Source organism: bacterium (assembly GCA_016873475.1).
Classification (GTDB): Bacteria; Krumholzibacteriota; Krumholzibacteriia; order JACNKJ01; family JACNKJ01; genus VGXI01.
In genome coordinates this window covers 1-4,410 of record VGXI01000236.1, presented here as the reverse complement: position 1 = coordinate 4,410, position 4,410 = coordinate 1, and the positions used below count along the sequence as shown (strand labels likewise).

The 4,410-nt window shown below is 71.9% G+C and carries 5 protein-coding genes; all 5 read right to left on the bottom strand.

The genetic code is table 11. The annotated features are described in order from the left end of the window. The coding region (locus FJ251_13865; GenBank protein MBM4118791.1) for a phenylalanine--tRNA ligase subunit beta at window positions 1–2,213 on the bottom strand (2,213 nt) is incomplete at its 3' end. 9 nt (window positions 2,214–2,222) lie between these two features. Continuing rightward, window positions 2,223–3,236, bottom strand: a complete 1,014-nt coding sequence (gene pheS / locus FJ251_13860) for a phenylalanine--tRNA ligase subunit alpha (protein ID MBM4118790.1) — start codon at window positions 3,234–3,236, stop codon at window positions 2,223–2,225. A gap of 9 nt (window positions 3,237–3,245) precedes the next feature. Continuing rightward, window positions 3,246–3,611: a 50S ribosomal protein L20 gene (gene rplT, locus FJ251_13855; GenBank protein MBM4118789.1), complete on the bottom strand. Its 366-nt coding sequence runs from the start codon at window positions 3,609–3,611 to the stop codon at window positions 3,246–3,248. Window positions 3,612–3,680: 69 nt separating this feature from the next. Further along, the gene (gene rpmI / locus FJ251_13850) at window positions 3,681–3,878 is read right to left on the bottom strand and encodes a 50S ribosomal protein L35 (protein ID MBM4118788.1); all 198 of its coding nucleotides are present in this window, start codon (window positions 3,876–3,878) and stop codon (window positions 3,681–3,683) included. Between the two features lie 51 nt (window positions 3,879–3,929). After that, the gene (gene infC / locus FJ251_13845) at window positions 3,930–4,397 is read right to left on the bottom strand and encodes a translation initiation factor IF-3 (GenBank protein ID MBM4118787.1); all 468 of its coding nucleotides are present in this window, start codon (window positions 4,395–4,397) and stop codon (window positions 3,930–3,932) included. Window positions 4,398–4,410 lie beyond the last annotated feature (13 nt).

Below are 4,410 nucleotides of genomic sequence, written 5' to 3'. Positions count from 1 at the left end.
CCTTCGCCCCCGGCCCCGCTGATGCAGCCCGCGATCGCCTGCCAACGCAGTCCCTCCGGGACGAGCAGCGCGATATCCCGCCGCGAGGCAGGGAAGCTCGGCAACGGCGTGTGATGGGCCGGTGCGGACGGCGCGCCGTACGGGACGAAGAACTCGAGCAGGAAGACCTCGCGCTTCTGCTTCAGCTCGGCCAGCAGGGCCGGCCGGAGCAGGCCGCCCTGACCGACGCAGCGCTCGCCTTCGAGCACCCGGAAGCTCGCGCCCGACACGAGGTAGGGATCTGCGCCCTCGTAGCTGATAGTGAGTGGCCGCTGCGTGCGCGCCGCGATCGCCTCCACGATCCCCCGCAGATCGGCGAGCGACACCGGCGCCGCGGGCTGGCTCCAGTGGGCCGGCGCGCTGTGGCCCGTGAGCAGCAGGGCGAGCTGCCGCGGCTCCTCGGGCAGCGCCTCTCCGGCCCGTGCCCGATAGACCCGCCCCAGTTCGTAGACCCGCAGCTCTTCTTGCCCGCGGTGGAAGTTCGTGATGAGGACGTCGAGCAAGCCGGGCACGAGGCTGCTGCGCAGCACGGAGTTGAAGCTGACCAGCGGATTGCGCAGACGGACGGCCCGGCGGCGCGGGTCCTCGGCGGCGAGCCCCATCGCGTCCAGGTGCTGCTCGTCCATGAAGCTGCTCGTGAGCACCTCCTGGCAACCCTGGCCAACGAGCAGCTCCTGGAGGGCCGCCTCGGCGCGCTCGGCTGGGCTCAGAGCGCCGTGCAGGCTGTTGCGCATCCGGTTCTCCAGCGGCACTGCGCCGTAGCCGTACAGGCGCGCGACCTCCTCGATGAGGTCGATCTCCTCGCCGATATCGACGCGGAAGTCGGGCACTGCGACGAGGAGCTCCTCCCCCGCCGGCGCCGCGGTCAGCTCCAGGCGGCCGAGCAGCTCAGCGATCGCGTCGGGACCCAGTGCGGTCCCCATGAGGGCGTTCACGCGCGCCGGCCGCAGCCGCAGCCGCCGCGGCACGGCGGGCGCGGCCACGACATCGTCACTGGCCTGCGCCGCCTGAGCGCCGGCGCAGGCGACGAGCAGCGCAGTGGCCCGGGCGCTGGCCAGGGCCGCCATCGACCCGGCGGCGCCTCGCTCGAAGCGGTAGGAGGACTCGCTGCTCAGCCCGTGGCGGCGGCGGCTGCCGCGGATCCGGCCCGGCGCGAAGACGGCGCTCTCGAGCACGAGCTCGCGGGTCGTCTCCGCGACCTTGGACGCCTCGCCGCCCATGATCCCCGCGAGTGCCACGGGCGCCGCAGCATCGGCAATGACCAGGTCCTCGGGCGTGAGGGTCAGCTCCTGCTCGTCGAGGGTGACGAGGCGCTCCCCCGCTGCCGCGCGGCGCACGACGATGCGTCCCTCGGCCAGGCGCGCGGCGTCGAAGGCATGCAGGGGGTGGCCCGTCTCGTAGAGCACGTAGTTCGTCACGTCGACGACGTTGTTGATCGCGCGCAGGCCGACCGTCGCGAGCCTCGCCTGGAGCCAGGCGGGGCTGGGGCCGACGGTGACTCCCCGCAGGCGCCGCGCGATGTAGCGCGGGCAGCCCTCGGGGTCGCGGATCTCGACGGCGACGGGCGGCAGCGCGGCCGCGCTGCCGGGCGGCAGGGCCGTATCCGGCGCCCGCAGGGGCGCGCGGTAGAGGGCGGCGACCTCGCGGGCGATGCCGTAGACCCCGAGCTGGTCGGGGCGATTGGGCGTCACCTCGATCTCGAGCAGCCAGTCCTCCTCGCCGAAGTGGGCGGAGAGCGGCGTGCCGGGCGCGGCGCCGAAGGCCAGCTCCATGATGCCGCTGGCGTCCGCGCCCAGGCCCAGCTCGATCGCCGAGCAGATCATCCCCTCGGAGCGCTCGCCGCGCAGTTTGCCCTCCTTGATCAGCGTGCCGTCGGGCAGGCAGACGCCGGCGGGCACGACGGGCACCTCGAGCCCCGCGCGCACGTTGGGCGCGCCGCAGACGATCTGCCGCGGCCGGCCCTCGCCGATATCCACCGTGCAGACCGTGAGCTTGTCGGCGTTCGGGTGGCGCAGGGCGCTGAGCACGCGGCCGATGCGCAGCGCGGCGAAGGGATTCGGCCGGTGCGTGAGCCCCTCGACGTTGAGGCCCAGCATCGTCAGGTCCTCGGCCAGGCGCGGCGCCGGGACCGGCACCTCGACGTAGTCGCGCAGCCAGTTCAGGCTGATCAGCATGGCGGGCTCCTAGAACTGGGACAGGAAGCGCAGGTCGTTCTCGAGGAAGAGGCGGATGTCGGTCACCCCGTGGCGGAGCATCACCAGGCGCTCGATGCCCATCCCGAAGGCGAAGCCGGTCACCGCTTCCGGGTCGTAACCGGCGGCCGTGAACACGCGCGGGTGCACCAGGCCGGCCCCGAGGACCTCGATCCAGCCCGTGCCGCCGCAGATGCGGCAGCCGCTGCCGCCGCAGCCGAAACAGGCCATGTCCGCCTCGGCGCTCGGCTCGGTGAAGGGGAAGAAGTGCGGCCGGAAGCGCAGGCGGGTCTGCGGCCCGAAGAATCCGCGCGCGAACTGCTGGAGCGTGGTCGCGAGATCGCCGAGGGTGACGCGGTCGTCGACGTAGAGGCCCTCGACCTGGTGGAACTCGGCGGCGTGCGAGGCATCGATCGCCTCGTTGCGGTAGACGCGGCCGGGCACGACGATGCGCACCGGCGGCGGGTGCGTCTCCATGTAGCGCACCTGGACGGGGCTCGTGTGCGTGCGCAGGAGCACCTCGTCGTCGACGTAGAAGGTGTCCTGCGCGTCGCGCGAGGGATGGTCGGCCGGGAAGTTGAGCTTCCCGAAGTTGTAGGCGTCCAGCTCGACCTCGGGCCCGTCGGCGACGGAGAAGCCCATGCCGCGGAAGATGTCCAGGATCTCCGCCAGGGCGGCCGCCAGGACGTGGCGCCGGCCCTGCCAGGGCCCCCGCGCCGGCAGGCTGGGATCGAAGCCGGGCGGCAGTGCCTCGGCGGCACCGGCCGCCAGCGCTGCGCGCGCCGCCGCCAGTGCCGCTTCCACTTCGGACTGGAAGGCGTGGATGGCCTTGCCCAGCGCCGGGCGCTCCCCCGGGTCCGCGCCGGCGAGGCGCTGGAAGAGCCCGGCCAGGATCCCCTTGCGGCCGAGGTAGCGCACGCGGAAGGCCTCGAGCGCCTCCGCGTCCGCCAGAGCGGCGCTCGCCGCCGCCAGTTCGGCCCGTAGACGCGCCAGTTCCGCCTGCACGGATCCTCCCTAGCCGGTCTGGCCCAGCGCCGCCTGCACCTTCTGGGCGAGCACCCGGAACGCCGGCGGGTCGTTGACCGCGAGCTCCGCGAGCTGCTTGCGGTCGAGCTCGACGGCCAGCCGCTTGAGTCCGCTCATGAAGCGGCTGTAGCTGAGGCCGTGCTCATGGGCGGCGGCGTTGATGCGCACGATCCAGAGCCGCCGGAACTGACCCTTGCGATCGCGGCGGCCGACGTAGGCGTAGACGCCGGCCTTGTGGACGGCCTCCGTGCCCTGGCGCACGGTGTTCTTGCGCTTGCCCAGGTAACCCTTGGCGCGGCCGAACATCTTCTTGCGACGGGCGCGCGAGGCGACATTGTTCGTGGCGCGGGACATGATTCCTCCTTAAGCCTGACTCTCGTTGATGCGCTTCGCCCGCAGGGAAGCGGTCCGCAGCCGCCTGGGCTACTCGGCCAGGATCATGCGCTTGATGCGCACGCTGTCGGCCGGACTGGCCAGCGTGGCATCGCGCAGGTTGCGCTTCCGCTTGGCGGATTTCTTCGTGAGGATGTGGTTCGCGAAGGCCTTGTTGCGGCGCACCTTGCCCCCGCCGGTCGTGTGGAACCGCTTCCGCGCGGCCCGATTGCTCTTCATCTTGGGCATTGTCGTCCTCCTCGCCGCCGCCGGGCGGCGATCGTTGCTACCCGCTGCGGCTCACTCCTGCGCGCTGGGGGCCGGGCTCTCCTCGCGGGGCCGGGCCGGGCGCCTCTCGCGATCGCTCAGCGGCGCCATGATCATGACCACCGTGCGCCCCTCCTGCTTGGGCTCCTGCTCGATCTTGCCGTGATCGGCCAGATCGGCGGTGAGGCGATCGAAGGTCTGCATGGCGAAGTCCATGTGGCTCATCTCGCGGCCCCGGAAGCGGAGGGTGATCTTCACCTTGTCCTTGTGCTCCAGGAAGCGGATGATGTTGCGCAGCTTGAAGCCGTAATCGTGGTCGTCCGTCTTGGGCCGGAACTGGACTTCCTTGATCACGACGGTGTGCTGCTTCTTGCGGGCCTCCTTGGCCTTCTTGCTCTGCTCGTACTTGTACTTGCCGAAGTCCATGATCCGGCAGACGGGCGGCCGAGAGGCCGGCGAGACCTCTACCAAGTCCAGGCCCCGCTCCTGGGCCATCTCCATGGCGACCGCGGTG